The organism is Pseudomonas sp. S09G 359 (assembly GCF_002843605.1).
Classification (GTDB): domain Bacteria; phylum Pseudomonadota; class Gammaproteobacteria; order Pseudomonadales; family Pseudomonadaceae; genus Aquipseudomonas.
Map to the genome: position 1 here is coordinate 6,741,963 of NZ_CP025263.1, position 25,932 is coordinate 6,767,894.

General features: G+C 57.4%; 23 protein-coding genes and 1 pseudogene. 7 read left to right on the forward strand and 17 right to left on the reverse strand.

Translation table 11 applies throughout. The features are described from left to right. Positions 1 to 25 precede the first annotated feature (25 nt). The 12 genes from atpD to mnmG all read right to left on the reverse strand — a co-directional run bounded on the left by atpD (position 26) and on the right by mnmG (position 11,047). A complete protein-coding gene (atpD, locus tag CXQ82_RS31075; protein ID WP_057725772.1) occupies positions 26 to 1,402 on the reverse strand; it encodes a F0F1 ATP synthase subunit beta in 1,377 nt (458 codons plus the stop codon). A gap of 27 nt (positions 1,403 to 1,429) precedes the next feature. Then, positions 1,430 to 2,290, reverse strand: coding sequence for a F0F1 ATP synthase subunit gamma (gene atpG / locus CXQ82_RS31080; RefSeq protein ID WP_003233565.1), 861 nt, complete (start codon positions 2,288 to 2,290; stop codon positions 1,430 to 1,432). 50 nt (positions 2,291 to 2,340) lie between these two features. Further along, positions 2,341 to 3,885, reverse strand: a complete 1,545-nt coding sequence (gene atpA / locus CXQ82_RS31085; RefSeq protein WP_101273699.1) for a F0F1 ATP synthase subunit alpha — start codon at positions 3,883 to 3,885, stop codon at positions 2,341 to 2,343. Between the two features lie 21 nt (positions 3,886 to 3,906). Continuing rightward, the gene (locus CXQ82_RS31090; RefSeq protein WP_015886646.1) at positions 3,907 to 4,443 is read right to left on the reverse strand and encodes a F0F1 ATP synthase subunit delta; all 537 of its coding nucleotides are present in this window, start codon (positions 4,441 to 4,443) and stop codon (positions 3,907 to 3,909) included. Between the two features lie 12 nt (positions 4,444 to 4,455). Beyond that, positions 4,456 to 4,926 carry a F0F1 ATP synthase subunit B gene (locus CXQ82_RS31095; protein WP_101265018.1) on the reverse strand — a complete coding sequence of 157 codons (471 nt, stop codon included), beginning with the start codon at positions 4,924 to 4,926 and terminating at the stop codon, positions 4,456 to 4,458. 56 nt (positions 4,927 to 4,982) lie between these two features. Then, positions 4,983 to 5,240, reverse strand: coding sequence for a F0F1 ATP synthase subunit C (atpE, locus tag CXQ82_RS31100; protein ID WP_002555987.1), 258 nt, complete (start codon positions 5,238 to 5,240; stop codon positions 4,983 to 4,985). 133 nt (positions 5,241 to 5,373) lie between these two features. Next, positions 5,374 to 6,243, reverse strand: coding sequence for a F0F1 ATP synthase subunit A (gene atpB, locus CXQ82_RS31105; protein ID WP_071485334.1), 870 nt, complete (start codon positions 6,241 to 6,243; stop codon positions 5,374 to 5,376). A 16-nt stretch (positions 6,244 to 6,259) separates the two neighbouring features. Beyond that, complete coding sequence (locus tag CXQ82_RS31110) at positions 6,260 to 6,667, reverse strand: F0F1 ATP synthase subunit I (RefSeq protein ID WP_010565865.1); 408 nt, start codon at positions 6,665 to 6,667, stop codon at positions 6,260 to 6,262. Between the two features lie 148 nt (positions 6,668 to 6,815). Beyond that, positions 6,816 to 7,688, reverse strand: a complete 873-nt coding sequence (locus CXQ82_RS31115) for a ParB/RepB/Spo0J family partition protein (RefSeq protein WP_101265020.1) — start codon at positions 7,686 to 7,688, stop codon at positions 6,816 to 6,818. Positions 7,689 to 7,697: 9 nt separating this feature from the next. After that, positions 7,698 to 8,495, reverse strand: coding sequence for a ParA family protein (locus CXQ82_RS31120; protein WP_101265022.1), 798 nt, complete (start codon positions 8,493 to 8,495; stop codon positions 7,698 to 7,700). A gap of 18 nt (positions 8,496 to 8,513) precedes the next feature. Continuing rightward, the gene (gene rsmG / locus CXQ82_RS31125; protein ID WP_101265024.1) at positions 8,514 to 9,158 is read right to left on the reverse strand and encodes a 16S rRNA (guanine(527)-N(7))-methyltransferase RsmG; all 645 of its coding nucleotides are present in this window, start codon (positions 9,156 to 9,158) and stop codon (positions 8,514 to 8,516) included. Beyond that, positions 9,155 to 11,047 (reverse strand): tRNA uridine-5-carboxymethylaminomethyl(34) synthesis enzyme MnmG, encoded by a 1,893-nt coding sequence (gene mnmG / locus CXQ82_RS31130; RefSeq protein WP_101273700.1) that lies wholly within the window; start codon positions 11,045 to 11,047, stop codon positions 9,155 to 9,157. The genes rsmG and mnmG overlap by 4 nt, the downstream gene beginning before the upstream one ends. Positions 11,048 to 11,600: 553 nt before the next feature. Here mnmG and CXQ82_RS31135 point away from each other — a divergent pair. The 3 genes from CXQ82_RS31135 to CXQ82_RS31145 all read left to right on the forward strand — a co-directional run bounded on the left by CXQ82_RS31135 (position 11,601) and on the right by CXQ82_RS31145 (position 15,563). Beyond that, complete coding sequence (locus CXQ82_RS31135; protein WP_101265026.1) at positions 11,601 to 12,107, forward strand: sigma-70 family RNA polymerase sigma factor; 507 nt, start codon at positions 11,601 to 11,603, stop codon at positions 12,105 to 12,107. Further along, entirely contained in the window at positions 12,107 to 13,051 is a 945-nt protein-coding gene (locus tag CXQ82_RS31140; protein WP_101265028.1) for a FecR domain-containing protein, read from the forward strand. Before CXQ82_RS31135 ends, CXQ82_RS31140 begins: the two co-directional genes overlap by 1 nt. A gap of 136 nt (positions 13,052 to 13,187) precedes the next feature. After that, positions 13,188 to 15,563: a TonB-dependent siderophore receptor gene (locus tag CXQ82_RS31145; RefSeq protein ID WP_371917333.1), complete on the forward strand. Its 2,376-nt coding sequence runs from the start codon at positions 13,188 to 13,190 to the stop codon at positions 15,561 to 15,563. A gap of 19 nt (positions 15,564 to 15,582) precedes the next feature. Here CXQ82_RS31145 and mnmE read toward each other — a convergent pair whose 3' ends face one another. The 5 genes from mnmE to rpmH all read right to left on the reverse strand — a co-directional run bounded on the left by mnmE (position 15,583) and on the right by rpmH (position 19,532). Further along, the gene (gene mnmE, locus CXQ82_RS31150) at positions 15,583 to 16,953 is read right to left on the reverse strand and encodes a tRNA uridine-5-carboxymethylaminomethyl(34) synthesis GTPase MnmE (protein ID WP_101265032.1); all 1,371 of its coding nucleotides are present in this window, start codon (positions 16,951 to 16,953) and stop codon (positions 15,583 to 15,585) included. Between the two features lie 79 nt (positions 16,954 to 17,032). After that, a complete protein-coding gene (yidC, locus tag CXQ82_RS31155) occupies positions 17,033 to 18,736 on the reverse strand; it encodes a membrane protein insertase YidC (protein ID WP_101265034.1) in 1,704 nt (567 codons plus the stop codon). 2 nt (positions 18,737 to 18,738) lie between these two features. Then, complete coding sequence (gene yidD / locus CXQ82_RS31160) at positions 18,739 to 18,984, reverse strand: membrane protein insertion efficiency factor YidD (RefSeq protein WP_010207715.1); 246 nt, start codon at positions 18,982 to 18,984, stop codon at positions 18,739 to 18,741. Then, the gene (rnpA, locus tag CXQ82_RS31165; RefSeq protein ID WP_053128141.1) at positions 18,977 to 19,381 is read right to left on the reverse strand and encodes a ribonuclease P protein component; all 405 of its coding nucleotides are present in this window, start codon (positions 19,379 to 19,381) and stop codon (positions 18,977 to 18,979) included. The genes yidD and rnpA overlap by 8 nt, the downstream gene beginning before the upstream one ends. A gap of 16 nt (positions 19,382 to 19,397) precedes the next feature. After that, positions 19,398 to 19,532, reverse strand: coding sequence for a 50S ribosomal protein L34 (gene rpmH / locus CXQ82_RS31170; protein WP_003213577.1), 135 nt, complete (start codon positions 19,530 to 19,532; stop codon positions 19,398 to 19,400). A gap of 586 nt (positions 19,533 to 20,118) precedes the next feature. On the opposite strand from rpmH, the gene dnaA reads away from it, so the two are divergent. The 4 genes and pseudogenes from dnaA to CXQ82_RS31190 form a co-directional block, all read left to right on the forward strand. Beyond that, positions 20,119 to 21,639, forward strand: a complete 1,521-nt coding sequence (dnaA, locus tag CXQ82_RS31175; protein ID WP_101265036.1) for a chromosomal replication initiator protein DnaA — start codon at positions 20,119 to 20,121, stop codon at positions 21,637 to 21,639. 38 nt (positions 21,640 to 21,677) lie between these two features. Further along, entirely contained in the window at positions 21,678 to 22,781 is a 1,104-nt protein-coding gene (gene dnaN / locus CXQ82_RS31180; protein WP_003233598.1) for a DNA polymerase III subunit beta, read from the forward strand. A 20-nt stretch (positions 22,782 to 22,801) separates the two neighbouring features. Beyond that, the gene (recF, locus tag CXQ82_RS31185) at positions 22,802 to 23,905 is read left to right on the forward strand and encodes a DNA replication/repair protein RecF (protein ID WP_101265038.1); all 1,104 of its coding nucleotides are present in this window, start codon (positions 22,802 to 22,804) and stop codon (positions 23,903 to 23,905) included. Positions 23,906 to 23,909: 4 nt separating this feature from the next. Next, positions 23,910 to 25,932: pseudogene (locus tag CXQ82_RS31190) on the forward strand (DNA gyrase subunit B); the annotation flags it as partial.

Sequence of the window (25,932 nt, forward strand, 5' to 3'; positions counted from 1 at the left end):
GAGCGCCCGTTTCCGGGCGCTTGGATTACAGTTTCTTGGCTTTCTCGATCGCTTCTTCGATGCCGCCGACCATGTAGAACGCTTGTTCTGGCAGGTGGTCGTAGTCACCGTTGAGGATGCCTTTGAAGCCAGCAATGGTGTCTTTCAGGGAAACGTATTTACCCGAGGCACCGGTGAAGACTTCAGCCACGAAGAACGGCTGCGACAAGAAGCGCTGGATCTTACGAGCACGGTTTACCAACTGCTTGTCGGCTTCCGACAGCTCGTCCATACCCAGGATCGCGATGATGTCCTTCAGTTCTTTGTAACGCTGCAGCACGTACTGAACGCCGCGAGCGGTGTCGTAGTGCTCCTGGCCGATCACGTTCGGGTCCAGCTGGCGCGAAGTCGAGTCGAGTGGATCGACCGCTGGGTAGATACCCAGGGAAGCGATGTCACGGGACAGAACGACGGTGGCGTCCAAGTGGGCGAAGGTGGTCGCTGGCGACGGGTCGGTCAAGTCATCCGCAGGTACGTATACCGCTTGGATCGAAGTGATCGAGCCTTCCTTGGTCGAAGTGATACGTTCTTGCAGAACGCCCATCTCTTCAGCCAGGGTCGGCTGGTAACCTACTGCCGAAGGCATACGGCCCAGCAGTGCGGATACTTCAGTACCGGCCAGGGTGTAACGGTAGATGTTGTCGACGAACAGCAGAACGTCGTTACCTTCGTCACGGAACTTCTCGGCCATGGTCAGGCCAGTCAGTGCTACGCGCAGACGGTTACCCGGCGGCTCGTTCATCTGACCGTAAACCAGTGCCACTTTGTCCAGAACGTTGGAGTCCTTCATCTCGTGGTAGAAGTCGTTACCCTCACGGGTACGCTCACCCACACCGGCGAACACGGAATAACCGCTGTGCTCGATGGCGATGTTACGGATCAGTTCCATCATGTTTACGGTTTTGCCTACACCGGCACCACCGAACAGACCAACTTTACCGCCCTTGGCGAACGGGCAAACCAGGTCGATAACCTTGATGCCGGTTTCCAGCAGGTCATTGCCGCCAGCTTGTTCGGCGAACGAAGGTGCTGGACGGTGAATGCCCCAGCGCTCTTCGGTGTCGATCGGGCCAGCTTCGTCGATTGGGTTACCCAGTACGTCCATGATCCGGCCCAGGGTCGCTTTACCGACCGGTACGGAGATGGCTGCGCCAGAGTCGATAACGTCCAGACCGCGCTTCAAGCCTTCGGTGGAACCCATCGCAATGGTACGCACTACGCCGTCGCCCAGCTGTTGCTGAACTTCCAGAGTAGTGTCCGCGCCTTGTACTTTCAGCGCGTTGTAGATGCTCGGTACGCTGTCGCGTGGAAATTCCACGTCGATAACGGCGCCGATGATTTGAACGATACGTCCGCTACTCATAGCTGGATCCTCTGAATATTTGAACCGTTAAACCGCGGCAGCGCCGCCGACGATTTCCGAGATCTCTTGGGTGATCGCAGCCTGACGCGCCTTGTTGTAGATCAGCTGCAAATCGCTGATCAGATCACCGGCGTTATCGGTAGCGTTTTTCATCGCGATCATCCGCGCCGCTTGTTCAGCTGCGTTGTTCTCGACCACCGCCTGGTACACCTGCGACTCCACGTAGCGCACCATCAAGCCGTCAAGCAGCTCTTTGGCGTCTGGTTCGTAGAGGTAGTCCCAGTGGTGCTTGAGTTCCTGATCCGGAGTCGCCACCAGTGGAATCAATTGCTCCACGGTTGGCTGCTGGGTCATGGTGTTGATGAACTTGTTGGATACCACGGAGAGGCGGTCAATCCGGCCTTCCAGGTATGCATCCAGCATCACCTTCACACTGCCGATCAAATCATTGATCGACGGCTCTTCACCCAGGTGGCTGATAGCTGCAACGACGTTACCGCCGAAGTTGCGGAAAAAGGCCGCACCCTTGCTACCAACAACACACAGATCGATCTCGACGCCGTTTTCGCGGTTTACCGCCATGTCCTTGACCAGGGCCTTGAACAGGTTGGTATTCAGACCACCGCACAAACCACGGTCACTGCTCACTACCACATAACCCACACGCTTGACGGCGCGGTCGATCATGAACGGGTGGCGGTATTCCGGGTTGGCGTTGGCCAGATGCCCAATTACCTGGCGGATACGCTCCGCATAAGGACGGCTAGCAGCCATGCGCATTTGTGCCTTGCGCATTTTGCTGACCGCCACTTTTTCCATGGCGCTGGTAATTTTTTGCGTGCTTTTGATGCTCGCAATCTTACTGCGAATCTCTTTTGCGCCTGCCATGTAACACCTATCAGGTTAGCAAGCGGGAGCCTTGCGGCTCCCGCTGCGGCTTACCAGGTTTGGGTGGCCTTGAACTTCTCGATACCGGCTTTCATGCCAGCGTCGATATCGTCATTGAAGTCACCCTTCACGTTGATCTTCGCCATCAATTCGGCGTGATCGCGGTTGAAGTAAGCAATCAGCGCTTGTTCAAAGCTGCCGACCTTGGCGATTTCAACGTCGGTCAGGAACCCACGCTCAGCGGCATACAGCGACAACGCCATGTCAGCGATCGACATTGGGGCGTATTGCTTCTGCTTCATCAGCTCGGTAACGCGCTGACCATGCTCAAGTTGCTTACGGGTCGCTTCGTCCAGGTCAGAAGCGAACTGGGCGAATGCCGCCAGTTCACGGTACTGAGCCAGAGCGGTACGGATACCACCGGAGAGCTTCTTGATGATCTTGGTCTGAGCGGCACCACCCACACGGGATACCGAAACACCGGCGTTCACTGCTGGGCGGATGCCCGAGTTGAACATGGCCGATTCCAGGAAGATCTGACCGTCGGTGATGGAAATCACGTTGGTCGGAACGAACGCGGAAACGTCGCCAGCCTGGGTTTCGATGATCGGCAGTGCGGTCAGGGAACCGGTTTTGCCGGTCACTGCGCCGTTGGTGAACTTCTCTACGTACTCTTCCGAAACGCGGGATGCGCGCTCCAGCAGACGGGAGTGGAGATAGAACACGTCGCCTGGGTAAGCTTCACGGCCTGGTGGACGGCGCAGCAGCAGGGAAATCTGGCGGTAAGCCACTGCTTGCTTGGACAGATCGTCATAAACGATCAGCGCGTCTTCACCGCGGTCGCGGAAGAATTCACCCATGGTGCAACCGGAGTACGGTGCCAGGAATTGCAGCGCAGGAGATTCCGAAGCACTGGCAGCCACGATGATCGTGTTGGCCAGGGCGCCGTTTTCTTCCAGCTTGCGAACCACGTTGGCGATGGTCGATTGCTTCTGACCAATGGCTACGTAGACGCAGAAAATGCCGCTGTTCTTCTGGTTGATGATCGCGTCGATCGCCAGAGCGGTTTTACCGATCTGACGGTCACCGATGATCAGCTCACGCTGGCCACGGCCGACCGGGATCATGGCATCGACAGCCTTGTAGCCAGTCTGTACAGGCTGGTCTACCGACTTACGCCAGATCACGCCTGGAGCAACTTTCTCGACCGCGTCGGTCTCGGTGTTGCCCAGTGGACCTTTGCCGTCAACAGGGTTACCCAGTGCGTCGACTACGCGACCCAGCAGTTCCTTACCAACCGGAACTTCCAGGATGCGGCCTGTGCACTTGGCGCTCATGCCTTCGGCAAGAGACTGGTAGGAGCCCAATACAACGGCACCTACGGAGTCTTGCTCCAGGTTGAGGGCCATACCGTAGACGCCGCCCGGAAACTCGATCATCTCGCCGTACATTACGTCGGCCAGACCGTGAATCCGCACGATGCCGTCAGATACGCTGACGACAGTGCCTTCGTTACGGGCTTGGGAGGTCACATCGAGCTTGTCGATGCGGCCCTTGATAATTTCACTTATTTCGGAAGGATTGAGTTGCTGCATTGCTCTGCTGCCCCTTCAAACTCAAGATTTCAATGCTTCGGCAAGTTTCGCGATTTTGCCGCGAATCGAGCCATCGATAACCAGGTCGCCGGCACGGATAACAACACCACCAATCAGGGATGCGTCCTCCGAAGCTTGCAGGCGCACTTCCCGATTGAGTCGTGCACTGAGAACCTTGGCGAGTTTGTCTTGCTGTTCTTGGTTCAATGCAAAAGCACTGGTCACTTCAACGTCTACCGATTTCTCTGCTTCGGCCTTGTACAGGTCGAACAGAGCGGCGATCTCCGGCAAAAGCGGGAGACGGTCGTTTTCGGCAACGACGTGGATGAAGTTCTGCACTTTCACATCAAACTTGTCGCCGCACACTTCAATAAAAGTGGCGGCCTTGTCTGCGCTCGTCAGGCGCGGGGCCTTGAGCACGCGCTGCATGGTGTCGTCTTGCGACACTGCTGCAGCCAGGCCGAGCATGGCTGACCAAGAGGCCAGTTGCTGGTGGGCCTGGGCGTGCTCGAAGGCTGCCTTAGCGTAAGGTCGGGCCAACGTGGTCAGTTCTGCCATGATCGCCCTCGCTTAAATTTCAGCAGCCAGTTTATTAACCAGCTCCGCGTGCGCGTTTTGATCGATTGTGGCACCGAGGATCTTCTCAGCACCGCCGACCGCCAGAGCACCCAGTTGGGCACGCAGCGCGTCTTTGACGCCGTTCAGTTCCTGTTCGATCTCGGCATGAGCCGAAGCCTTCACACGGTCAGCTTCGACGCGGGCTTTATCAACAGCCTCTTCGACGATCTGGTTACCGCGTTTCTTGGCTTGCTCAATGATTTCAGCTGCCTGTGCTTTAGCTTCGCGCAGTTGATGACCCACTTTCTCTTGGGCCAACTCCAGGTCGCGAGCTGCACGGCTGGCAGCGTCCAAACCATCCGCGATCTTCTTCTGACGTTCGTGCAAAGCCGCGATGACCGGAGGCCACACGAACTTCATGCAAAACACTACAAAAATGAAGAACGCAACGGATTGGCCAATCAGGGTTGCATTAATGTTCACGCCAACACCTCGCTCATTCGTTGTCCATCACCCCAATCACTCGAAAATTCGAGTGATTAGCCAGCGAGTTGACCAACGAAGGGGTTCGCGAAGGTGAAGAACAGAGCGATACCAACGCCGATCATGGTCACGGCGTCGAGCAGGCCGGCGACGATGAACATTTTAACTTGCAGCATTGGAACCATTTCTGGCTGACGCGCTGCGCCTTCCAGGAACTTGCCGCCCAGCAGGCCGAAACCAATGGCAGTACCCAGGGCGCCCAGGCCGATCAACAGTGCAACAGCGATAGCGGTTAGACCAACTACAGTTTCCATCTTTCCTCCCGACTTTTACGTCGTATGGTTTAGGTTTTTTAGATTTTAAAGCGGTAAAACAAATCGTTTCATAGCCCGGTAGGGCCACCTTCCCGTTTCACCGGGAAGGACATCAGACTAGTCGAGACTGGTCTTAATGGTTCTCTTCGTGTGCCATCGACAGGTAGACGATGGTCAGCATCATGAAGATAAAGGCCTGCAGGGTGATGATCAGGATGTGGAACACAGCCCACGCCCACTGCAGAACCACGCCCAGGCCGCTAAGCCAGAGCAGACCGCTGCCGAACATCACAGCAATCAGAATGAACACCAGTTCGCCGGCATACATGTTGCCGAACAGTCGCAGAGCCAGGGAAATCGGCTTGGCGATCAGGGTGACGAATTCCAGCAGGAAGTTCACCGGGATCAGCAGGGCTTGAACAAAGATGTTCTTGCTGCCGAACGGGTGCAGGGTCAGTTCGCCGATGAAGCCGCCGATACCCTTGACCTTGATGCTGTAGAAAATGATCAACGCGAACACCGACAGGGCCATGCCCAACGTGGCGTTAGGGTCCGTGGTGGAAACCGCACGGAATGGAATGTGGTGGTCGCCGGAGATCAGGATGGCCAGCTGAGGAATCCAGTCGACCGGTACCAGGTCGACGGCGTTCATCAGGAACACCCAGACGAAGATGGTCAGTGCCAGCGGTGCAATCACCGGGCTACGGCCATGGAAGCTGTCTTTCACGCTGCCATCGACGAATTCGACCAGTACTTCAACGAAGTTCTGCAGGGCACCTGGTTGACCGGAAGTGGCCTTTTTTGCCGCCATGCGGAAAATCAGGACGAAGATCAGACCCAATGCGACCGACCAGCCCAGAGTATCCAGGTGGAAAGCCCAGAAGCCCATTTCTTTGGCCTCTGCTGCGGAGTGGGCAAAGCCCCAGCCGCCGTTGGGAAGCTGACCGAAGGTCAGGTTCTGCAAGTGGTGCTGGATATAGCCCGAAGCGGTTGTTTCTGCCATGGTTGCCTCAAACGCCCTAAGGTTTCGAAAGTCTTGTTTTCATTAGCAGGGGAGCGAACCAGCTGACCAGTTGGGTCAACACGAAGACGCCGAATACAGCCAGCGGCGCCAATGGCTTCACACCTGCAAAGGTCAGTGCAAACAGCACTGCCGTCAAAATCAGTTTCCCCGCCTCGCCGGCATAAAATGACCGGACGATAGCCTGGGCTGCTCGGGCGCCGGAAAACCGAAAGGCCCTGTGAGCAAAATACATATTGGGCAGCAAGGCTATCAGGCCTCCGCAGAGTCCTGAATATCCGGCTACGACTCCATGCCAATACCAAAGCGCCAATGCGGCGATCAGCAAAATGACAAATTGAGCCAATAAAACCGGAAAAACGGCCAAGCGATGGAACGGCAACGTGTTTGGCGTGCGGGTTTCCATCACTCTTGCTCCTCAATGGTCGGCTGCCGGAAATCAATAACTTGGCATAATTTGTGCCGACAAAATGCGCGCAGAGTATAGGGGCGGTTCTGCCCCTATTCAACTGCCGGGTAGTGATTTCCGATCACGCGCTACATAAGCAAATGTTTCAGCGGATGTGGGCAAGGACGCCCTGAAGCTCATCGAGAGAGTTATAACCGATGACCAATTGGCCTTTGCCTTTCTTGCCGTGGCGAATTTGCACCGCAGAGCCTAGGCGCTCGGCCAGGCGCTGCTCAAGGCGGGCAATATCCGGATCAGTTTTGGTCGTTTCGACCGGTGCAGGTTTACCGCTGAGCCACTGGCGAACCAGGGCCTCGGTCTGACGAACGGTGAGCCCCCGTGCGACAACGTGTCGCGCCCCTTCAACCTGTTGATTTTCCGGCAAACCGAGCAAAGCCCGAGCGTGGCCCATCTCCAGGTCGCCGTGGGACAACATGGTCTTGATCACTTCAGGCAGCGCGATCAGGCGCAGCAAGTTGGAAACCGTCACGCGGGATTTACCCACCGCCTCGGCCACTTGTTGCTGGGTCAGCTGGAATTCCTGCTGCAAACGCTGCAACGCGATGGCTTCTTCGATCGGATTGAGGTCTTCGCGTTGGATGTTTTCGATCAACGCCATGGCGATGGCGGTTTCATCCGGCACATCGCGCACCATCGCCGGGATGGTTTCCTTGCCGGCCTGCTGGCTGGCACGCCAGCGGCGTTCGCCGGCGATGATCTCAAAACGGCCGCCGCCAATCGGGCGCACCACGATCGGCTGCATCACGCCTTGGGCCTTGATCGAGTTGGCCAGTTCTTCCAGCGCCTGGGGGTCCATGTCCCGGCGCGGCTGGTATTTGCCGCGCTGGATCAGGTCCAGAGGCAAGTGCTGCAGCTCGCGCTCGTCGGCCTGCACCGCTTGTTCTTCAAGCGATGTGACGGTCGGACCACTCAACAGTGCATCCAGTCCACGTCCTAGACCTCGTTTCTTGACGGCCATGGGGATTCCTTAAGTTGGCTGGGCTGCAGCGGTGCGTGAGTTGCGGCGTTGACGGCGAACCATCTCGCCGGCCAGCGCCAGGTAGGCAATGGCGCCACGCGACGTTTTGTCATAAGCCAACGCGGGCATCCCGTAGCTTGGCGCTTCGGCCAGGCGGATGTTGCGCGGGATCACCGTGTCGTATAACTGGTCGCCGAAGTGTTCCTTGAGCTGCGCCGAAACGTCGTTCATCAGGCTCAGGCGCGGGTCATACATGGTCCGCAACAGGCCTTCGATCTGCAGGTTCGGGTTGAGCAACTCGGCGATACGCTTGATGTTATCCACAAGGTCGCTGAGCCCTTCGAGCGCGAAGTACTCGCACTGCATGGGGATAATCACCCCATCGGCAGCCACCAATGCGTTCAGCGTAAGCATCGAGAGCGACGGCGGGCAGTCGATCAGAATGTAATCGTAATTCTCGCGGATCGGCGCCAAGGCGCTGCGCAGACGGCTTTCTTTCATCTGCATTTCCAGCAGCACCACTTCCGCCGCGGTCAAATCGCGGTTGGCCGGCAGCAGTTGATAACCGCCGTGCTCGGAAAAATGCATGGCCTGGGCCAGGTCGCACTCGCCGATCAGCAAGTCGTAGACCGAGTTTTCCAGGCCGTGTTTATCCACACCGCTACCCATGGTGGCGTTGCCCTGTGGATCGAGATCGATCAACAGCACCCGGCGCTTGGTCGCGACCAGGGATGCTGCGAGGTTGATGCAGGTGGTGGTTTTACCCACGCCACCTTTCTGGTTCGCTATCGCGAATACCTTAGCCATTCTTGCTTGTGTTCCCAATCATGCCGTGCGGCGCAGTATCAGCAGATGGCGTTGGCCTTGGCAACCGGGTACGGCCAAGGCGTGTTCGCTATCGAGGTGGAAGTCTGCCGGCAATGCTAACAGCTCGTCGCTTGGATGAACGCCCTTCATTGCCAGCCAGCGGGTGTCGCGGTCGCCGAGGTGGCGGGTCCAGTTGCTGAAGTTCTCCATGCTGCTGAACGCCCGGGAAACAATTCCGTTGAAAGGCTGTTCAGGCGTGAAGGCTTCGACGCGACTGTGGATAACTTGGAGGTTATCCAGCTTGAGTTCGAGTTTTACCTGGGTCAGGAAGCGGGTTTTCTTGCCGTTGCTGTCCAGGCAGGTCACTTGCGACTCGGGAAACAGGATGGCCAATGGAATGCCAGGCATGCCGCCGCCGCTGCCGACGTCGAGCCAACGACCGTTTTCAATAAACGGCATTACGCTGAGGCTGTCGAGCAAATGACGCGACACCATTTCATTGGGGTCGCGCACGGCAGTGAGGTTGTAAGCCTTGTTCCATTTGATCAACAGGGCCAGATAGCCCAACAGCAACTCGTGCTGGGCTTCGGTCAGGTCAACGCCCAATTGGCGCGCACCTGTGGATAACTCTTCGGCGTGTTGCGAGGTGACCAACGAACTCAAGCGCTTTGCTCCAACTGACGGCCCGCGCCGCGTTTTTTCAAATGAATCATCAACAGCGAAATGGCTGCCGGGGTGACGCCAGGGATACGTGAAGCCTGACCCAAGGTTTCCGGGCGAGTTATCCCCAGCTTGCTTTGAATTTCTTTCGACAACCCGGAAATCCCGGTGTAGTCGATATCCACAGGCAGCTTGGTGTTTTCACTGGCGCGCAGGCGAGCGATTTCGTCCTGTTGGCGGTCAATGTAACCGGCGTATTTGGTCTTGATTTCGACCTGCTCGGCGACCTGTGGGTCTTCTGCGCCCTGGCCTGTCACTTCGACCAGACCAGCGTAGTCGATTTCCGGACGGGACAGCAGGTTCAGCAGGTTGTACTCGTGGGTCAGCGGCGTGCCGAATTTTTCCGCAATCGCGTCGCCCTGCTCGGTGCCCGGGCGTACCCAGGTACTTTTCAGGCGTTGTTCTTCGAGGGTGATGCTTTCGCGTTTTTTGCAGAACGCTGCCCAGCGCGCGTCATCGACCAGGCCCAGCTCGCGACCTTTTTCGGTCAGGCGCAGGTCGGCGTTGTCTTCGCGCAGAATCAGGCGATATTCCGCCCGGGAGGTGAACATCCGGTACGGTTCCTGGGTACCCAGGGTAATCAGGTCGTCAACCAACACGCCGATATACGCCTCGTCGCGACGCGGGCACCAGCTGTCTTTGCCCTGTGCACGCAATGCAGCGTTGGTCCCGGCCAGCAAACCTTGGGCGCCTGCTTCTTCATAACCGGTGGTGCCGTTGATTTGCCCGGCGAAGAACAGACCGCCGATCACCTTGGTTTCCAGGCTGTATTTGAGGTCGCGCGGGTCGAAATAGTCGTACTCGATGGCGTAGCCCGGCCGCACGATGTGGGCGTTTTCCATGCCACGGATCGATTGCACGATCTGGATCTGCACGTCGAACGGCAGGGAAGTGGAAATCCCGTTCGGGTACAGCTCGTGGGTGGTCAGACCTTCGGGTTCGATAAAGACCTGGTGGCTTTCCTTGTCGGCAAAGCGGTGGATCTTGTCTTCGATCGACGGGCAATAACGCGGGCCAATGCCTTCGATCACCCCGGAATACATCGGCGAACGGTCGAGGTTCGCGGCAATGATTTCGTGGGTGCGCGCATTCGTGTGGGTAATCCAGCAGCTCACCTGTTTCGGGTGCTGTTCTTTGGAACCCATGAACGACATCACCGGGATCGGCGTATCGCCGGCTTGCTCGGTCATTACCGAGAAATCCACAGAACGCCCGTCGATACGCGGCGGCGTCCCGGTTTTCAGGCGACCGACGCGCAGCGGCAATTCACGCAGGCGTTTTGCCAGGGCAATCGACGGCGGATCACCGGCGCGACCACCGGAATAGTTCTGCATGCCGATGTGGATAAGTCCACCCAGGAACGTACCGGTGGTCAACACCACGGATTCTGCGAAGAAGCGCAGACCCATTTGCGTGACAACGCCCTTCACCACGTCCTGTTCGACGATCAGGTCATCGGCTGCTTGTTGAAATATCCACAGGTTCGGCTGGTTTTCCAGGGTTTCGCGTACCGCTGCCTTGTACAGGATGCGGTCAGCTTGTGCCCGGGTAGCCCGCACGGCCGGGCCTTTGCGGCTGTTGAGCACGCGAAATTGAATACCACCTTTGTCGGTGGCCATGGCCATGACGCCGCCAAGGGCATCGATTTCCTTGACCAGATGGCTTTTGCCAATCCCACCGATAGCAGGGTTGCAACTCATGGCACCGAGGGTTTCCACGTTATGCGTCAGCAACAGGGTTTTTACGCCCATGCGTGCTGACGCCAGTGCTGCCTCGGTACCGGCATGACCGCCGCCGATGACGATCACTTCAAAACGGGAAGGGAAATCCACCACGCACCTCGTGCCTGCTTATGTAGGTAATCAGGAATTGTTTGTTGAAAGAGTTTTAGAGCTTTGGCGGCAAGTATAGGGACTTAGCCCTTCCTAAAGAACCCTTTGCACAAAATTTAACCAGCTGTGGATGAATCACGGACAATAGAAATTAAAAGAGAGAAATTTATTAAATCTTTGTTTTTATGTTTATTTCTACTGAGCATGGTTTCTGTGGATAGATCTCTACAGGCCGTTATTTACGTTGTGTACAGCGATTCAAAAGTCTGTGGTCATGTGCCAATGAGGCCCTTGGATAAGTGCTTTAAGCCTGTGGATTAAACAGGTGCTTATCCACAGAGGGGTTTTTACTCAGGTTTCAAGCCCTGTTATCAACTGGGCACAGGGGCGGTTATTCACAGGGCTTAATCCACAGAAAAGCCGAATTTCGCCCACGACGACACCACCGATATCGGTCGACTCGGTGGAGAGCGCGGTAAAAAGAGCCCTATTGTGAGAAAACCACAGGGCAGTTAATAATAGCGATTATCATTAACCTGCCTTGTCATGCCCTATGTCCCCTCCTTCACACACGGCTGCGGTCCAGCACATCTATGAACAGCACCATTCGTGGCTGCACGGGTGGCTCAAAGGTAAATTGCATAACGCCTGCGATGCGGCTGATGTGGCGCACGATACGTTCGTGCGCATCCTCTGTGGCCGCCATGCGGCGCAGATCCTGGAGCCGCGGGACTATCTGGCAACCATCGCCAGGGGCCTGGTGATCGACCGTTACCGGCGACACGCGATTGAACAGGCCTACCTGCAGACATTGGCAGAGCGGCCTGAAGCCACGGCCATCAGCGAAGAAGACAAGGCGATCATCATCGAAACCCTGGTGGCTGTGGATAAAGCCCTCGCCGGCCTTGGGGAACGCGCACGGCGGATCTTCATGCTCTCGCAGATCGACGGCCTGACTTATCAACAGATCGCCGACCAACTGCAGGTATCACTGACCACGGTGAAGAAGCACATGGTCCGCGCCCTGACCGAATGTTCGCTGATCATGGCCAGCCTGTAATGGCCGCCCCTGATCGCAAGACTTTCGAGGCGGCCGCCACCTGGTACGTACAATTTCAATCCCAGCCGCCTACACCGGCCGAGCGCCATGCCTGGCAACAATGGCTCAATGGCGATCCGTCCCACCAGGCGGCATGGAACCAGATGGAACAATTGCAACGCAGCCTGGGGGCCATGCCTCAGGACTTCACCCGCCGCGCATTGTCGACCACGCAACAACGTCGCCAGGTACTCAAGTGGATGCTGGTACTCGGCGGCACCGGCTACCTGGGTTGGAATGTTCAGCAACATACTTCCTTGGGCAATGTGTGGGCCGACTACCGCACCCCTGTGGGTAAACGCCGGCATCTCGAGTTGGCCGATGGCACACGGGTTGATCTCAACAGCAACACCGCGATTGATGTGGTGTTCGATGGGCACCAACGTCTGATCCGCCTGCGCGAAGGCGAGGTACTTATCCACACCGGCAAGTCCGGTGGGCAAACGCCGTTCTATGTCGAAACCCGCCAGGGCCGAATCCAGGCATTGGGCACGCGGTTTACGGTGCGTCAGCTGGCGGATGCCACGCGTGTAGGTGTTCTGGAGGATCGGGTAGAGGTATCCCCCGCCGATCAACCCGATCGCGGCCGGCTACTCAGCGCGGGTGAAAGTGCTGACTTCGATCGCCGAAATGTCGGGCCCAACCATCTCTATGACGGTGCGCAGGCGGCCTGGGTCGACGGGCAACTGATCGTACTGGACGCCCGGCTTGGGGATGTTATCGACGAACTCGCCCGCTATCGCCCGGGTGTGCTGCAGTGTGATCTGGCTTCGGCACGGTTGCGTGTGTCCGGGACCTTCCGCTTGGATGCTACCGAAGCGGTGCTGGCCAACCTGCAAGCGACCCTGCCGATCGAGGTGAAATATTTCACCCGTTATTGGGTGTCGGTGAAGCACGCCGGTTGAGCATAAAAATAATCCACAGGGGGGTTATCTTTTTTCTACCTGACACGGCCCTACAGGTAATTACGACGCTACCTTCAGGGCTTACCGACCTATGCGCCTTCCTACCAAGCTTCGCCAACGACTCTCTTGCCACGGCATGACTTACGGGCTCCTGCTCGCAAGCGCCAGCGGTGTATTGGTTTCGACCCCTGCTATGGCCGCGCACTACGCCATTGGGCCGGGCCCGCTGGACCACGCGTTGAGCCAATTTGCCGCGCGGGCCAATGTGATTCTGTCCTTTTCGCCCCAACAGACCGCGCGTTTGAACACGCCAGGGTTGGAGGGGGACTATTCGGTGGAGCAAGGCTTCGCGCTGCTGCTGCAAGACTCGGGGTTGCAGGCCGTCATCCAAGCCCCTGGCAGCTATGTGTTACAGGCGGCTCCGGCTGGAGAACTCACGCTTGCCCCTACTACGGTGAGTACTTATCAACAGGCCGGGTTCAACCAGGAGATCGCGGGAGATGTGGGCTACAAGGCGCAAAACAGCCGCATCGGTACCAAGACCAGCACGCCGCTGTCGGAAACGCCGCGTTCGGTATCCGTGGTCACTGGCCAGCGTATCAAGGACCAGAAGTCCCAGACCCTGACCGAAGTATTGGGTTATGTGCCGGGTATTTTCGCGCCGCCCTTCGCCGCCGGTGACAGCCTCGCCGGTGATCTGTTCTTCATCCGCGGTTTCAATGCCACCGATTACGGCTACGGCCTACTGCGTGATGGCCTACGCGTACAGGGCAACCGGTACGACACGACCAGTGAGCCTTACGGCCTGGAGCGCGTCGAGATTTTCCGTGGGCCTTCTTCCCTGCTCTACGGGGAAAACGCACCGGGCGGGCTGGTGAACCTGGTCAGCAAACATCCCACAGCCACTCCACAAGGTGAGGTGCAGCTGGGTTACGGTTCGAACAACCGGCGCCAGCTGGGTGTGGATATCTCCGGCCCACTCAATGATAACGACAACATCCTTGGCCGCGTGGTGATGTTGGGGCGCAAGTCAGACACACAGACCGATCACGTCCCGGACGATCGCCTCTATATCGCCCCGTCCTTGACCCTGAACTTCGACGATTACAACACCCTCACGCTGTTGGCCAATTACCAGAAAGACCACACCAACCTGGAACTCGGCCTACCTGCCGCGGGTACCTTGCTCAGCAATCCCAATGGCAAGCTGTCCAAGCACACCATGCTCGGTGACCCGGACTGGAATACCTTCGAACGCGAAGCCTGGAGCACTGGCTACGAATTCAGCCACAGCTTCAATGACGATTGGCAGTTCCGCCAGAACTCGCGCTATATGCAGTCACGCATCAACCGCCATGAAACCTGGCCGGGGGTGCTGAATAACGGCGGCTTCGGCACGCAACTGAACATGACCGCCTACGATCGCTACAACAAGTCGATGGTGTACTCCCTGGATAACCAGCTTGAAGGAAAATTCCAGGTCGGTGGCCTGGAAAACACCGTGCTGTTGGGGGCCAGCTACGACCGTACCTCGTTCAACCAGGACTGGGACGCGGGTTTCGCCGGCACCATCAATGTGTATAACCCTGTGTACCTGCGTGACCCACTGACCCCGGTGGCGGTGCAAAACACCTTGCTCGAACAGCAGATGAAAGGTGTTTATGCACAGCTCCAGAGCAAGTATGACCACTGGCTGTTCCTGCTTGGCGGCCGCCAGGATTGGGTCGACAGCGATTTCCGCGACAAAGTGAAACCGGCCAGCGATATCGGCTCCGAGGATCGCAAGTTCACCTACCAGGGCGGGGTGATGTATCAGTTCGACAACGGCCTCACGCCGTATGTCAGCTATTCCACCGCGTTTGTCCCGGTGCAACAGATCTCCAACGCCGGCGCGCCGCTGAAGCCGATCACCAGTAGCCAGTACGAAGTGGGCGTGAAGTACGAGCCCGTCGGCTGGGATACGGCGATGACACTCTCTGTGTATGACCTGCGCAAAGAGGACGACACCTACCTCGACGCCACCACCAACAGCTATCGCCAGGTCGGTGAAAGCCGCGCCAAAGGTGTTGAAGCTGAAATCAACAGCAACTTGACGCCTAACCTGAACGTTACGGCGGCCTACACCTACACCGACGCACGGATTACCAAGGATTCCGCCACGTCGCTGGTCGAAGGGCATCAGATGACCGGCGTGCCGCGCAACCAGGCGTCGGTGTGGGGCAAATACCGCTTCCTCGATGGTCAGCTCAAGGGCTTGTCCCTGGGCGGCGGCGTACGTTATTTCGACAGTACCTTTTCCTACACAGCGCCTTCGCTGTACGGAAAGTTGGACGCCGGAAGCGTCACGTTGGTAGATGCGTCCATTGGCTACCAGCTAGACAAGCACTGGTCGCTGGATCTGAACGCCAAGAACCTGTTCGACAAGGAATACGTAGCCGGTTGCAACGATGCGGGGCGCTGCTACTGGGGCGACAGCCGTACCTTGCTCGGTACGGTGTCCTACAACTGGTAAGCGGTTGTGGATAACTCGCTTACTTACCGATGCAGAAGCTGGAAAAGATCCTGCCCAGCAAATCATCGGAGCTGAACGCGCCGGTGATTTCTCCCAAAAGCTGCTGTGCCTGGCGTAGATCCTCGGCCAGCAGCTCACCGGCGCCCGCCAGGGTCAGTTGCGCCCGCCCGTGCTCCAAGGCCGCGCTGGCATGGCGCAGCGCTTCCAGGTGCCTGCGGCGTGCGCTGAAGCTGCTTTCCGAGGTCTGCTCGTAGCCCATGCAGGCCTTGAGGTGCTCGCGCAGCAACTCCAGGCCCTCTCCCGCCGACTTGGCACTCAAGCTGATGGTGACATGGCCATCCTCGCTGGTTTGCATGGCAATGGCTTCACCGGTCAGGTCCGCTTTGTTGCGGATCAAGGTGACTTTGGCCGGGTCCGGCCGTTGCTCGAGGAATTCCGGCCACAGCGCAAAAGGATCCACAGCCTCCGGCGCCGTCGCATCCACCACCAGCAGTACACGGTCGGCTTCGCCGATAGCCTTGAGCGCGCGTTCTACGCCAATCTTTTCCACTTGGTCGTCGGTGTCACGCAACCCGGCGGTGTCGACCACGTGCAACGGCATGCCGTCGATGTGGATATGTTCACGCAGGATATCCCGCGTGGTGCCGGCGATCTCGGTGACAATGGCCGCTTCACGACCCGCCAGGGCATTGAGCAAGCTGGATTTGCCCGCATTCGGCCGCCCGGCAATCACCACCGTCATGCCATCGCGCAGTAACGCGCCCTGCCCGGCTTCACGCAAGACTGTGGATAACTCATCGCGGACTTTGTCCAGCATCGCCAGCACGTGACCATCGGCGAGGAAGTCGATTTCTTCTTCGGGGAAATCGATGGCTGCTTCCACGTAGATACGCAGGCTGATCAGCTGCTCGGTCAAGTTATGCACACGCAGGGAAAAAGCTCCCTGCAGCGAGCGCAATGCATTGCGCGCTGCCTGTGCGGAACTGGCTTCGATTAAGTCGGCAATGGCTTCGGCCTGGGCCAGGTCGAGTTTGTCATTCAGAAATGCGCGTTCGCTGAACTCCCCCGGCCGCGCCAGGCGGCAACCCAGTTGCAGGCAACGCTGCAGCAACATATCCAGTACCACCGGGCCGCCGTGGCCCTGCAGTTCCAGCACGTCTTCACCGGTGAATGAATTCGGCCCCGGGAAATACAGCGCCAGGCCCTCGTCCAATACGCTTTTGTCTGCATCCAGGAACGGCCCGTAATGGGCATAACGCGGCTTCAATTCACGGCCGCTGATGGCCTCGGCCGCCTTGCCGGCGAGCGGCCCGGAAATACGAACGATACCGACACCGCCGCGACCTTGAGCGGTAGCGACAGCAGCGATGGTTTCACGCGGAGCACTCATCAGCAGGTTCCAGAACAAAAGTGACGGAAAGCAAAACGCCCCACTAGGGGGCGTCTTGAGTGGTTACCCACAGAGTAAGTTACGACGCAGCTTTTGCGGTAGCCGCTTCAATCTTACGCGTGATGTACCACTGTTGAGAGATCGACAACACGTTGTTGACCACCCAGTACAGAACCAGGCCAGCCGGGAACCACAGGAAGAAGAAGGTGAAGATGATTGGCATCATTTTCATTACCTTGGCCTGCATCGGGTCCGGCGGAGTCGGGTTCAGGCGCTGCTGGATAAACATGGTAGCGCCCATGATGATCGGCAGGATAAAGAACGGGTCTTTGATCGACAGGTCAGTTATCCACAGCATGAACGGGGCCTGGCGCATTTCCACGCTTTCCAGGAGTACCCAGTACAGCGACAGGAACACCGGCATCTGTACCAGAATCGGCAAGCAACCACCCAGCGGGTTGATCTTCTCTTTCTTGTACAGCTCCATCATGGCCTGCGACATTTTCTGCCGGTCGTCACCATGTTGCTCTTTCAGAGCAGCCAGTTTCGGTGCAACGGCGCGCATGCGGGCCATCGACTTGTAGCTGGCAGCCGACAGAGGGAAGAAGATCCCTTTGATCAGCATGGTCAGGAAGATGATCGAGAAGCCCCAGTTACCCACAATGCTGTGGATATGTTGCAGCAGCCAGAAAATCGGCTGGGCAATGAACCACAGAATGCCGTAGTCCACAGTCAGTTCCAGACCTGGGGACAACTCTTTCAGTACTGCCTGGCTTTTCGGGCCGGCGTACAGGGTAGCGCTGGTTTCAGCCTTGGCACCTGGAGCGACGGTCAACGCCGGGCCGGTGTAGCCGATGATGTAGTTGCCTTTGCTGTCCTTGCGCGCCAAAACAGCATTGTTCTGGCCAGGCTGAGGAATCCACGCGGTTACAAAGTAGTGTTGCAGCCAGGCTACCCAGCCACCGCTCACGTTGTAAGTGATCGGCGCCTTGGTTTTGTCTTCGGCTACCTTGTCCATGTCTTTCATGGACACTTTTTTGTACGGCTCCGAACTTGTCCACAGGGCAGCGCCCAGGTAAGTCGCGGTACCGGTTGCAGTGCTGGACGATGGATCGGAGCTGGCGTCACGCTTGAGCTGCGCAAACATCGCGCCGGTCCAAGGCTGAGCGCTCTGGTTGTCGATCAGATAAGTGACAACGATGTCGTACAGGCCACGCTTGAGTGTGAAGCGCTTGATGTAGTTGACGCCGTCCTTGCTGAACTTCAAGTCAACAACCAGTTGGTCCTGGCCATCGGCCAGTTGATAGCTCTTCTTGTCAGCAGAGAAAATCGGACGGCCGGTAGCACTTGCATCGGGACCATTGGTGCCGATCAGGCCACTTTGCGCCTGGTAAACACGTTCGCCACCGTTATCGAACAACTGGAATGGAATTTCCGGGTGATCCTGACGGCGCGGGTACAGCGGAAGTGTCAGTTTGGCAACGTCACCACCTTGCGGGTCGATAGCCAGGTCCAATACATCCGTTTTGATCTGGATGAGGTCGGTGCTTGCGGCAACTGCAACTTCGGCAGGTGCGTTTGTCTCACCCGCTGCACGTGGAATGTCATCACTGGCGGCAGTATTGGTGCCACTCACTGTGTCGGGTAGCCCCGCAGGAACAGCATTGGCAGCAACATTCTGAGTCGGCAGGGCAGCTTGGCCGTAGTCCTGGTTCCACTTAAGAACCATGACGTAGGACACGATTGCCAGGGCGACGATCAGGATCGTGCGTTTAATATCCATGATTACTCGGCCATCGAAGAAGAACGGGAGGTAGGGATAGGTGGAACCGGGTCATAACCACCGGGATTCCACGGATGACAGCGACCTAAACGACGAAAGGTCAGCCAGCCACCGCGCAGAAGACCATGATTTTCTATGGCCTCTAACGCGTAGCAGGAACAACTGGGGTAGAAACGACAGTGGCTGGCCATCAGAGGACTAATGGCATAGCGATAAAACTGGATCGGAACGAGTGCCAGTTTACGCATCGGTGCTGTCTACCCCTACAGTTTCGGTGCTGACTGCTGGTGCTGGCTTGTTGGTACGCGCCAGACGTTTCCAGAGCTTGCCGAAATGCTGAATCAATTCGGGGTTTTCTACATCCCCCAAGCCTTTGCGCGCGACGATAACAATATCCCAACCAACCAGAGTGTCCTGGTGGAGGCGAAACGATTCGCGCATCAGACGCTTGAGGCGATTGCGCTCAACGGAGAGCTTTACGCTCTTCTTGCCAATCACCAACCCGAGACGGGGGTGATCAAGATCGTTGTTACGCGCAAGGAGCAGGAGATTTTTCCCCGGAACCTTGCCGGTGGGGGAGTCAAAGACTGCCTTGAAGTGCCGGGGGGTTAGCAGACGCTTTTCCCGACTGAAGTCCTGACTCACCACCAGTACCGGATTATCAAACTGCCAGACGCGCACGACCTTTGGCGCGGCGACGCGACAGGACAGCACGGCCGTTCTTGGTAGCCATGCGAGCACGGAAGCCGTGAGTACGGGCGCGTTTGATGGTGCTTGGTTGGAAAGTACGTTTCATGGCGTTGTTACCTGGTTCGTCCACAACGGGCCGGAATGGCCCCCGTTTTAAGAGACCGGCGATTCTAGAGAAAGCAAGCCTCTAGGTCAATTTCCAACCAGCTTTTCCTTTAATTAGATGTTTACAGGGCATCACGACCTTTTCTATCCGCTCGGCTTTCATGTGCAGTGCCATAGATATAAAAATAAAGAAGGAAGTTATTTAAAGCTTTTCTGTAAAGCTTATAAAAGCTAGGCAGGCCTTCCTCTGTGGATAAGTGCCTTGAGGCCATATTCCACCTGATGTACAGAGAATGACAACTACGGGGGAAAGCGGTGCCATCCCTGTGCTGCGCTGTCGGATAAGCTGTGGGTGGAATGGGTTGTTATCCACAGGCCAGTTACCCACAGACTTTCGACCCCACTTGTACAACGAGCTTAGGCAGGCTTATCCACAGAGCTTATGCACAGACCGCTGGTCGCATTTTTTGTGGTTAACACATTGATTTTGGGTGCCCTGTGCGCAACCTACATGTGGATAAGTGGGCGGCTGGCCGCTACAATGGCGGCTGTTTTTGCCTCACCGGCTTTCAACTTAGGGGATATCCGTGTCAGTGGAACTTTGGCAGCAGTGCGTGGAGCTTTTGCGCGATGAGCTGCCTGCCCAGCAATTCAACACCTGGATCCGTCCGCTACAGGTCGAAGCCGAAGGCGACGAGTTGCGTGTGTATGCACCTAACCGTTTCGTTCTCGACTGGGTCAACGAGAAGTACCTGAGCCGCGTTCTCGAATTGCTCGATGAACACGGCAATGGCATCGCGCCCGTGCTTTCCTTATTAATAGGCAGCAAACGCAGCTCGGCACCTCGTGCTGCGCCGAATGCGCCATTGGCGGCAAGTGCCTCGCAGGCTCAGGCTGCGGCGGCATCGGTTAATAATTCGCCAGCCCCGGTAGCCCAGGCGCCTTCGAAATCCGCGTCGCAGAAAAACGCGCCTATTAATGAAGAGCCGTCGCGCGACAGCTTCGACCCGATGGCCGGTGCCAGCTCGCAACAGGCTCCGGTACGCGCCGAACAGCGCACCGTGCAGGTTGAAGGTGCGCTCAAGCACACCAGCTACCTGAACCGCACGTTCACCTTCGAGAACTTCGTCGAAGGTAAGTCCAACCAGTTGGCCCGCGCGGCCGCCTGGCAAGTGGCCGATAACCCCAAGCATGGCTACAACCCGCTGTTCCTTTATGGTGGCGTGGGTTTGGGTAAGACTCACTTGATGCACGCGGTGGGTAACCACCTATTAAAGAAGAACCCGAATGCCAAGGTCGTGTACCTGCACTCGGAGCGCTTCGTGGCTGACATGGTCAAGGCCTTGCAGCTCAACGCCATCAACGAGTTCAAGCGGTTTTACCGCTCGGTTGATGCCTTGCTGATCGATGACATTCAATTCTTCGCGCGCAAGGAACGTTCCCAGGAAGAGTTCTTCCACACCTTCAACGCCCTGCTCGAAGGTGGCCAACAGGTCATCTTGACCAGTGACCGTTACCCGAAGGAAATCGAAGGCCTGGAAGAGCGCCTCAAATCCCGCTTCGGCTGGGGCCTGACCGTTGCGGTAGAGCCTCCGGAGCTGGAAACCCGCGTGGCGATCCTGATGAAGAAGGCCGACCAGGCGAAAGTCGACCTGCCACACGACGCTGCATTCTTCATCGCCCAACGCATTCGTTCCAACGTGCGTGAGCTGGAAGGCGCGCTCAAGCGGGTCATCGCGCATTCGCACTTCATGGGTCGCGACATCACCATCGAGTTGATTCGCGAATCGCTGAAAGACCTGCTGGCCCTGCAAGACAAACTGGTGAGTGTGGATAACATCCAACGCACCGTGGCCGAGTACTACAAGATCAAGATTTCCGACCTGCTGTCCAAGCGCCGTTCGCGCTCGGTGGCACGTCCCCGTCAGGTGGCCATGGCCCTCTCCAAGGAGTTGACCAACCACAGCCTGCCGGAAATCGGTGATGTGTTTGGCGGTCGCGACCACACCACGGTGTTGCACGCCTGCCGCAAGATCAACGAACTTAAGGAATCCGACGCGGATATTCGCGAGGACTACAAGAACCTGCTGCGTACACTGACTACTTGATGACACCAGCGCAGCTTATTAAGGCAAGGGACTAGACCATGCATTTCACCATTCAACGCGAAGCCCTGTTGAAACCCCTGCAACTGGTCGCAGGCGTCGTCGAGCGCCGACAGACCTTGCCGGTGCTCTCCAACGTATTGCTGGTGGTCGAAGGCCAGCAATTGTCTTTGACCGGTACCGACCTGGAAGTCGAGCTGGTTGGTCGTGTGCAGCTGGAGGAGCCTGCGGAACCGGGCGAGATCACTGTGCCGGCGCGCAAGCTGATGGATATCTGCAAGAGCCTGCCCAACGACGCGCTGATCGACATCAAGGTTGATGAGCAGAAGCTGGTGGTCAAGGCCGGTCGCAGCCGTTTCACCCTGTCGACCTTGCCGGCCAACGATTTCCCAACGGTTGAAGAAGGCCCGGGTTCGCTGACCTGCAGCCTGGAGCAAAGCAAGCTGCGTCGTTTGATCGAGCGCACCAGCTTCGCCATGGCCCAGCAAGACGTGCGTTACTACCTCAACGGTATGTTGCTCGAAGTCTCGGAAGGCATCATCCGCGCCGTGGCCACCGACGGTCACCGTCTGGCCATGTGCTCGATGCGTGCCGATATCGGCCAGCCGGATCGCCACCAGGTGATCGTGCCGCGCAAAGGTATCCTTGAATTGGCGCGCCTGCTCACCGAGCCGGATGGCAACGTCAGTATCGTGCTGGGCCAGCACCACATCCGCGCGACCACCGGCGAATTCACCTTCACCTCCAAGCTGGTCGACGGCAAGTTCCCGGACTACGAGCGCGTACTGCCTAAAGGCGGCGACAAGCTGGTGCTCGGTGATCGCCAGGCCCTGCGTGAAGCGTTCAGCCGTACCGCGATTCTGTCCAACGAAAAGTATCGCGGTATTCGCCTGCAACTGGCCAACGGTCAGCTGAAAATCCAGGCCAACAACCCGGAACAGGAAGAAGCGGAAGAAGAAGTGGGCGTTGACTACAACGGCGGCTCGCTGGAAATCGGCTTCAACGTGAGCTATTTGCTGGACGTGCTGGGTGTGATGACCACCGAACAGGTTCGCCTGATTCTGTCGGACTCCAATAGCAGCGCCCTGGTGCAAGAATCCGATAACGACGACTCGGCTTACGTTGTTATGCCGATGCGCCTGTAATCATGCTCAGCAGAAGCTAGATGTCCCTCAGTCGCGTCTCGGTCACCGCGGTGCGCAATCTGCACCCGGTGACCTTCTCCCCCTCCCCCCGCATCAATATCCTCCACGGCGCCAACGGCAGTGGCAAAACCAGCGTGCTGGAAGCCATACATCTGCTGGGGCTTGCCCGTTCCTTTCGCAGCGCTCGTTTGCTGCCGGTTATCCAGTACGAACAATTGGCGTGTACGGTGTTTGGTCAAGTCGAACTGGCGGAAGGTGGGCACAGTGCCCTGGGCATATCCCGTGATCGCGGTGGGGAGTTTCAGATTCGCATAGACGGCCAGAATGCCCGCAGTGCCGCACAGCTGGCAGAAATTCTGCCGCTGCAATTGATCAACCCCGACAGCTTCCGGCTGTTGGAAGGCGCGCCAAAGATCCGCAGGCAATTCCTCGATTGGGGAGTGTTCCACGTGGAACCACGGTTCATGGCCACTTGGCAGCGCCTGCAGAAGGCCCTGCGGCAGCGGAACTCATGGCTGCGGCATGGTACACTTGACGCCGCTTCGCAAGCGGCCTGGGACCGGGAACTGTGCCTGGCCAGTGACGAAATAGATGAATACCGCCGCGCCTATATCAAAGCCTTGAAACCAGTCTTTGAGCAGACCTTGAGTGAGTTATTGGACCTCGAGGGCCTGACGCTGAGTTACTACCGTGGTTGGGACAAAGAGCGTGAACTGAGTGCAGTGCTCGCCACGTCCTTGCAGCGGGATCAGCAAATTGGCCATACCCAGGCTGGCCCCCAACGAGCTGATTTGCGTCTTAGATTGGGCGCACACAATGCCGCGGACATACTGTCCCGGGGTCAGCAGAAGTTGGTGGTATGCGCACTGCGTATTGCCCAAGGGCATCTGGTTAGCCAGGCCCGGCGCGGGCAGTGTATTTATCTGGTGGATGACTTGCCGTCCGAACTCGACGAGCAGCACCGTCGCGCGTTATGCCGTTTGTTGGAAGACTTACGCTGCCAGGTGTTTATCACCTGTGTAGACCACGAATTATTGAGGGAAGGCTGGCAGACGGAAACGCCAGTTGCTTTGTTCCACGTGGAACAGGGCCGTATCACCCAGACCCACGACCATCGGGAGTGAAGGCATGAGCGAAGAAAACACGTACGACTCGACCAGCATTAAAGTGCTGAAAGGTTTGGATGCCGTACGCAAACGTCCCGGTATGTACATTGGCGACACTGATGACGGTAGCGGTCTGCACCACATGGTGTTCGAGGTGGTCGACAACTCCATCGACGAAGCTCTGGCCGGTCACTGCGACGACATCAGCATTATCATCCACCCGGATGAGTCGATTACCGTGCGCGACAACGGTCGCGGCATTCCGGTAGACGTGCACAAAGAAGAAGGCGTTTCGGCGGCAGAGGTCATCATGACCGTGCTCCACGCCGGCGGTAAGTTCGACGACAACTCCTATAAAGTCTCCGGTGGTTTGCACGGTGTAGGTGTGTCGGTGGTGAACGCTCTGTCCGAAGAGCTGATCCTCACGGTGCGCCGTAGTGGCAAGATCTGGGAACAGACCTACGTCCACGGTGTTCCACAAGAACCGATGAAAATCGTTGGCGACAGTGAGTCCACCGGTACGCAGATCCACTTCAAGCCATCGGCTGAAACCTTCAAGAACATCCACTTCAGCTGGGACATCCTGGCCAAGCGGATTCGTGAGCTGTCCTTCCTCAACTCCGGTGTTGGTATCGTCCTCAAGGACGAGCGCAGCGGCAAGGAAGAAACTGTTCAAGTACGAAGGTGGCTTGCGCGCATTCGTTGAATACCTGAACACCAACAAGACTGCGGTCAACCAGGTGTTCCACTTCAACATCCAGCGTGGAAGACGGCATCGGCGTGGAAATCGCCCTGCAGTGGAACGACAGCTTCAACGAGAACCTGTTGTGCTTCACCAACAACATTCCACAACGCGATGGCGGTACTCACCTGGTGGGTTTCCGTTCCGCGTTGACGCGTAACCTGAACACCTACATCGAAGCCGAGGGCCTGGCCAAAAAGCACAAAGTTGCCACCACCGGTGACGATGCGCGTGAAGGCCTGACGGCGATTATTTCGGTGAAAGTGCCGGACCCGAAATTCAGCTCCCAGACAAAGACAAGCTGGTGTCTTCCGAAGTGAAGACCGCAGTGGAACAGGAAATGGGCAAGTACTTCTCCGACTTCCTGTTGGAAAACCCGAACGAAGCCAAGCTGGTTGTCGGCAAGATGATCGACGCGGCGCGTGCCCGTGAAGCGGCGCGTAAAGCCCGTGAGATGACCCGCCGTAAAGGCGCGTTGGATATCGCTGGCCTGCCGGCAAGCTGGCCGACTGCCAGGAGAAGGACCCTGCCCTCTCCGAACTGTACCTGGTGGAAGGTGACTCTGCTGGCGGTTCCGCCAAGCAGGGTCGTAACCGTCGCACCCAGGCCATCCTGCCGTTGAAGGGTAAGATCCTCAACGTCGAGAAAGCACGCTTCGACAAGATGATTTCCTCCCAGGAAGTCGGCACCTTGATCACGGCACTGGGCTGCGGTATCGGCCGTGATGAGTACAACATCGACAAGTTGCGCTACCACAACATCATCATCATGACCGATGCTGACGTCGACGGTTCGCACATCCGTACCCTGCTGCTGACCTTCTTCTTCCGTCAGTTGCCGGAGCTGATTGAGCGTGGCTACATCTACATCGCTCAGCCGCCGTTGTACAAAGTGAAAAAGGGCAAGCAAGCAATACATCAAAGACGACGACGCCATGGAAGAGTACATGACGCAGTCGGCCCTGGAAGATGCCAGCCTGCACTTGAACGACGAAGCCCCGGGCATTTCCGGTGAGGCGTTGGAGCGTCTGGTTAACGACTTCCGCATGGTGATGAAGACTCTCAAGCGTCTGTCGCGCCTGTACCCGCAGGAGCTGACCGAGCACTTCATCTACCTGCCTTCCGTGAGCCTGGAGCAGTTGGGCGATCACGCACACATGCAGAATTGGTTGGCTCAATACGAAGTGCGCCTGCGCACTTCCGAGAAGTCTGGCCTGGTGTACAAAGCCAGCCTGCGTGAAGACCGTGAACGTAACGTATGGCTGCCGGAAGTCGAATTGATTTCCCATGGCCTGTCGAACTAC

Excerpts from the sequence above, each read along its gene's own strand:
- atpE (WP_002555987.1), bottom strand. The coding sequence starts at position 5,240 with ATGGAAACTGTAGTTGGTCTAACCGCTATCGCTGTTGCACTGTTGATC.
- atpD (WP_057725772.1), bottom strand. The coding sequence starts at position 1,402 with ATGAGTAGCGGACGTATCGTTCAAATCATCGGCGCCGTTATCGACGTG.
- mnmE (WP_101265032.1), bottom strand. The coding sequence starts at position 16,953 with ATGAGTGCTCCGCGTGAAACCATCGCTGCTGTCGCTACCGCTCAAGGT.
- CXQ82_RS31135 (WP_101265026.1), top strand. The coding sequence starts at position 11,601 with ATGTCCCCTCCTTCACACACGGCTGCGGTCCAGCACATCTATGAACAG.
- CXQ82_RS31140 (WP_101265028.1), top strand. The coding sequence starts at position 12,107 with ATGGCCGCCCCTGATCGCAAGACTTTCGAGGCGGCCGCCACCTGGTAC.
- rpmH (WP_003213577.1), bottom strand. The coding sequence starts at position 19,532 with ATGAAACGTACTTTCCAACCAAGCACCATCAAACGCGCCCGTACTCAC.
- CXQ82_RS31120 (WP_101265022.1), bottom strand. The coding sequence starts at position 8,495 with ATGGCTAAGGTATTCGCGATAGCGAACCAGAAAGGTGGCGTGGGTAAA.
- recF (WP_101265038.1), top strand. The coding sequence starts at position 22,802 with ATGTCCCTCAGTCGCGTCTCGGTCACCGCGGTGCGCAATCTGCACCCG.
- atpA (WP_101273699.1), bottom strand. The coding sequence starts at position 3,885 with ATGCAGCAACTCAATCCTTCCGAAATAAGTGAAATTATCAAGGGCCGC.
- yidD (WP_010207715.1), bottom strand. The coding sequence starts at position 18,984 with ATGCGTAAACTGGCACTCGTTCCGATCCAGTTTTATCGCTATGCCATT.
- CXQ82_RS31115 (WP_101265020.1), bottom strand. The coding sequence starts at position 7,688 with ATGGCCGTCAAGAAACGAGGTCTAGGACGTGGACTGGATGCACTGTTG.
- CXQ82_RS31145 (WP_371917333.1), top strand. The coding sequence starts at position 13,188 with ATGACTTACGGGCTCCTGCTCGCAAGCGCCAGCGGTGTATTGGTTTCG.
- atpG (WP_003233565.1), bottom strand. The coding sequence starts at position 2,290 with ATGGCAGGCGCAAAAGAGATTCGCAGTAAGATTGCGAGCATCAAAAGC.
- CXQ82_RS31090 (WP_015886646.1), bottom strand. The coding sequence starts at position 4,443 with ATGGCAGAACTGACCACGTTGGCCCGACCTTACGCTAAGGCAGCCTTC.
- CXQ82_RS31110 (WP_010565865.1), bottom strand. The coding sequence starts at position 6,667 with ATGGAAACCCGCACGCCAAACACGTTGCCGTTCCATCGCTTGGCCGTT.
- atpB (WP_071485334.1), bottom strand. The coding sequence starts at position 6,243 with ATGGCAGAAACAACCGCTTCGGGCTATATCCAGCACCACTTGCAGAAC.
- dnaN (WP_003233598.1), top strand. The coding sequence starts at position 21,678 with ATGCATTTCACCATTCAACGCGAAGCCCTGTTGAAACCCCTGCAACTG.
- yidC (WP_101265034.1), bottom strand. The coding sequence starts at position 18,736 with ATGGATATTAAACGCACGATCCTGATCGTCGCCCTGGCAATCGTGTCC.